The sequence below is a fragment of the Streptomyces sp. MA5143a genome, assembly GCF_900290235.1.
In the GTDB taxonomy this organism is placed as follows: Bacteria; Actinomycetota; Actinomycetes; order Streptomycetales; family Streptomycetaceae; genus Streptomyces.
The window spans coordinates 1-3434 of record NZ_OLMK01000163.1 but is presented as its reverse complement, the minus strand read 5'-3'; the positions used below and the strand labels follow the sequence as shown (position 1 = coordinate 3434).

Annotated in this window: 4 protein-coding genes; 3 read left to right on the top strand and 1 reads right to left on the bottom strand. The window is 67.3% G+C overall.

Annotated elements, in window-relative coordinates:
• The 3 genes from SMA5143A_RS43640 to SMA5143A_RS43435 form a co-directional block, all read left to right on the top strand.
• On the top strand, positions 1 to 265 hold a 265-nt coding region (locus SMA5143A_RS43640; protein WP_219923666.1), incomplete at its 5' end, for a hypothetical protein.
• A gap of 19 nt (positions 266 to 284) precedes the next feature.
• On the top strand, positions 285 to 665 hold the full coding sequence (locus SMA5143A_RS42320) for a hypothetical protein (protein ID WP_107468079.1): 381 nt from the start codon (positions 285 to 287) through the stop codon (positions 663 to 665).
• An 856-nt stretch (positions 666 to 1521) separates the two neighbouring features.
• Positions 1522 to 2022 carry a hypothetical protein gene (locus SMA5143A_RS43435; protein WP_181362302.1) on the top strand — a complete coding sequence of 167 codons (501 nt, stop codon included), beginning with the start codon at positions 1522 to 1524 and terminating at the stop codon, positions 2020 to 2022.
• Positions 2023 to 2422: 400 nt separating this feature from the next.
• Here SMA5143A_RS43435 and SMA5143A_RS42305 read toward each other — a convergent pair whose 3' ends face one another.
• The gene (locus SMA5143A_RS42305) at positions 2423 to 3370 is read right to left on the bottom strand and encodes an SDR family NAD(P)-dependent oxidoreductase (protein WP_258194090.1); all 948 of its coding nucleotides are present in this window, start codon (positions 3368 to 3370) and stop codon (positions 2423 to 2425) included.
• Between the last annotated feature and the right edge of the window lie 64 nt (positions 3371 to 3434).

Here is a 3434-nt window from a genome sequence, read left to right as displayed (position 1 = left end):
CATGGCCATGAGCTACGGGCAGATGGGTCTACTCGCTGAAGCACGGCATCAGACGGAAGAGGCATTGACATGGATGGTTCGATGCGTGGCGCTGTTTGCTCAGTTCCCGCACCCGTCGACCGGCCCAGCCCCAGATCATCTCAGGCGGCTGACACACGCGCTGGGAATCGCCGCGCTTGAGGAGACCTGGCAGAAAATCACCGGCAACCATCTCCCGCCCGCGGTAGGCCACCATGTCCTCACGGACCCGGGCCCCGCTGGCTGACCCTCACAAGGAGAACCACATGACCGACCCGATCGAACTGGGCGCACGCTCCGCGGCACAGCGCCTCACCACCCCACACACCCCCCACCTCGCCACCGACGTGGAAGCAGCCCTCCACGCCCGCCAGAGCACCACCCGCCCCGACCAGTACCTGGACCCCATCTCGCTCGGCGCGCTCATCGTCAGCGTCGCCAGCCTCGCCTGGACGGTCTACAGCGACCTCAAAAAGCAAACCCCAACCCCGCATCGCGACGTCATCACCCGCCACGTCCGCATCCGGCTCGACGAATCCGAAGCACCCCCACACGCGCTCAGCAGCGCCGACCGAGACCGGTACATCGACATCACCATCGAAGAAACGCTCAGCGCAGCCCAAGACACCGCCCGGGGCCAGGAGTGACCCATCGCGACCGGTCACAAACGTTGCAGCAGACCGAGGAGTTCTACATTTGCGAGCGACCCTCGCTGTAGAACAGCGAAGTACAGCAACCACTGCGACTGCACCCGACCATCAATGGCCGGCCTAGCCCCCTCATCCCCCGATGACCTCTCAGCCCACAGTTCGAGACGAAGAGGTCGTGCCAGAAGCCGTGCCAGATAAGGCGGGGACTCACAGGGATCAGCGGGGACTGGTCACACGTGCGCTCCGGTCTTCGACGCCACTTAGCTGCAGGTCAGTACAGCAACTGCCGCCAAAGAACCCAAGCTTCCCAAGCTGAGAGCGCGAGTTCGATTCTCGTCACCCACTCCATGCGAAACCCCCAGGCCAGCGGCCCGGGGTTTGTTTGTTGTCTAGTCCAATTTGGGGGTTGCGTGCCCTCCGTGTGCCCTAAGTCGGGGCGAACAACCACCCCAAGCCCCCCGGGCATCACTTCGCGTCACCCAATCCTCGTTCGTCTCAAATGGCGAGACGCATTTCCTGTGCCCCACGCACAGGTCGTGCAGATGGCGACCAAGTCGCTTACTCAAAGCGCCGGTTACGCGGCGCCGGTGTGGCCGGGTGGTTCACAATGCCCGGCATGCCCACCAGGTACGACCGTTCCCGAAGGCGCCGAGCGGCAGCGCGCTGTGGTCGCCCCACGAAGAAGGGGTCGCCATGCAAGCTCCCGCAGGAGATCGGGAAGGGCTGCCGACACCATGCCACTGGAGCAGAGCGCGAAGCCGCCGCAGAGGAGGCGAGGGCTCGGGCCGAGAGAGCAAGACAGCAGGCGGAACGGGAGCGACGGGCCATCCTTACTGTGGTCACCCTCGTCACCGTGGCCGTGTTCGCCGGCCTCGGTGTCGGCATCTGGAACGGATGGAAGGACGATGAGCACGAGTCCATGTGTCAGCCACACCGGACCCAGGCACTGGCCCTGAGCGACAAGGCCCGCGCCGTGCGGATTCCCATGGTGTTCGCCGGCGACCCGAACATCAGCATCCTCCAGCTCGGGGCGGAGTTCCCCGAAGACCTGGGAAGCCTCGATGCCATCTCCGCGACCGAGCTGGACATATCCAGGGCGTACTCCGAGAAGCGGGCCTTGGCCGGGCAGGCAGCACGCATTGTTCTCGATCACCGAGAGTGCTTCGGGGCCGATTTCGCCGCCGCTGCCTCCCGGATAGAAGGGGCGCCCGCCGAAGTCAGACGGGTCGAGATGCCGTCGCCTGCTCACTGCGCCGACGGATGGCCGTCCACTTCAATCGGCCGACGAGGTGCGTGCTCACACCACGGCGGCGTGGTTCCGGCTCAGCCTTGGGCGACGCTGCTCTTCGGCTGATCATGTACGGCAAGTCCCGCACCAGAATCTCCGAGCGCGCGGACTCCGACCGCGACCTTACGCAGGCACCAGGCTCTCCCAGCACCTCACGAAGAGCGGTGCCTACGACCGGTCCTGCAACCGCCACCTGACGAAGGTCATCGCCCTTCATGTAGCGGTAACCCTGGGGAGGGTGGAACGTCCCCGCAGCCCGCAATGCCCCGAGTGTCACCGGTTCGTCAAAGGAAACCGGTTCCTCCAGCGTCAGACCGCTCGCCTGGGTCGCACCGTTCATAGAGACGTCGTACTCGCGCCGGGTGATCCCGGTCTGGCCGCGGTGAGCCGACCAGACCTCCTTGGGAGAGGCGACATGCACCGCGGCAATGCGTGCCACGCCCACCAAGGCACCCGACAACGGAGTTCAGGCCGCCTCGGGAAGCGGGAAGTTGCGGCGCATCAGGGCGTCGAAGGCAGCGTCGGGGAGCAGGCGCTTGGCCAGCATGGTGGCGCGGGCGAGCGCGCCGACCGCGTACCGGGCGCGGGGCTTGGTGGTCGTGGCGGCGCGGACGATCACCTTGGTGGCGGCCTCGGCGGGGACGGCGCCGTTGCGGCGGGTGAAGGCGTGGTTGGCGTACATGTCGGCGAGCTTGGCGCGGAATCCGGCGTACGGGTCGGCGGCGTCCGTGGCGGGGGCCATGGTGTCGACCGCGGTGCCGCTGAACTCGGTGATGGTGGGCCCGGGTTGGACGACGACGACCTCGATGCCGAAGGGTGCGACCTCCAGGCGCAGCGAGTCGCTGATCGCCTCCACGGCGTGCTTGCTGGCGTGGTAGAAGGCGCCGCCGGGAGGGGAGAAGCGGCCGGCCATGGAGGAGAGGTTGACGATCCGGCCGTGCCCGGCGCGGCGCATGCCCGGCAGCACCAGCTGGGCCATCCGGATGAGGCCGAAGACGTTGGTGTCGAACTGGGCGCGGACCTCGGCCGGGGTGGCGGACTCCACGGGCAGGTGCAGCCCGAATCCGGCGTTGTTGATCAGGATGTCGACGCTGCCGTGCTCGGCCTCGACGGCGGTCACCGCGTCCGCCATCGACTGCTCGTCGGTGACGTCGAGCGGCAGGGTGGATATGCCGAGCGCGGCCAGGTCGGCCAGGGTCTCGGGGCGGCGGGCGGTGGCGTACACGCGGTGGCCGAGCCGGTGCAGGGCCAGCGCGGCCTGCCGGCCCATGCCGGAGGAGCAGCCGGTGATCAGGATGGTCCGGGGCGGGGTCATGGGGGCCTTTCGGTGCGGGAGGTCCCGGACGGCTGCTTTGGCGCGGTCCAGGTCATCGGTGGGGAGGGAGTCGAGGCCGCCGGGGCGGTCGGGTTTCACCCTAAGCTAAGTTTGCAGCAGACTGCAAGATTGCGATGGGCTGTAACTTCCGAGCGTTCTGAGA

What these genes read in the sequence shown, in the direction of transcription:
- SMA5143A_RS42320 (WP_107468079.1), top strand. Translation starts at nt 285, where the DNA reads ATGACCGACCCGATCGAACTGGGCGCACGCTCCGCGGCACAGCGCCTC.